Source organism: Bartonella sp. AP57NXGY (assembly GCF_042195805.1).
In the GTDB taxonomy this organism is placed as follows: domain Bacteria; phylum Pseudomonadota; class Alphaproteobacteria; order Rhizobiales; family Rhizobiaceae; genus Bartonella.
Genome location: NZ_JBHIOZ010000692.1, coordinates 1 through 527, shown reverse-complemented (window position 1 = coordinate 527; position 527 = coordinate 1). Strand labels below are relative to the sequence as shown.

The following is a 527-nucleotide window of genomic DNA, read 5'->3' as shown; positions in this document are numbered from 1 at the left end:
TTCCAAGTCGCAATACGAAAGAACATTTGTTTTAATCCCAATGACGTAACACTCTTTCTTCATTTCTTCGAAGGAAGTGTGAACATCCCATTAGCGAACCGGACGTCTGTCCGCACATTCATAATCTGCACAGTAGTTTCCAAATTTTGTTGGTCAACAATTGTCCACTGTCGCAAAGCAGAGCCTTTAGAATCAAAAACCATCCTTATTTGCCCTGCCCCAATCGTCTGATCACGCAAAACAATCGTCACGGCCCCTGGATCTTCGCGAAATGCGAACAAGCGCCCAGAAGATACATCAATTTTATCATCCAACAGAAATTTCATTGGCGTTTGCGAAAGTTGTGAAAAGTTCCAAGTATTCAAAGCCCGATTGTTAATGCCCACAAATTGGCCATCTGAAATAATCTGTAAAGGCATTTTTTTGTAAATGAAACGAATTTTCCCTGGGCGCTCTAAATAAAATGTCCCCTGAGACATTTTTCCCTTTGGACTAAACTGAATAAAATCACCTGTCATTGTTTTGAT

General features: G+C 40.4%; 1 protein-coding gene. It reads right to left on the bottom strand.

Going from position 1 to position 527, the window contains the following annotated elements; translation table 11 throughout:
* Positions 1–59: 59 nt before the first annotated feature.
* Positions 60–527, bottom strand: a 468-nt coding sequence (locus ACFIL8_RS12675; protein ID WP_375690138.1) for an outer-membrane lipoprotein carrier protein LolA, incomplete at its 5' end; no start/stop codon positions are given.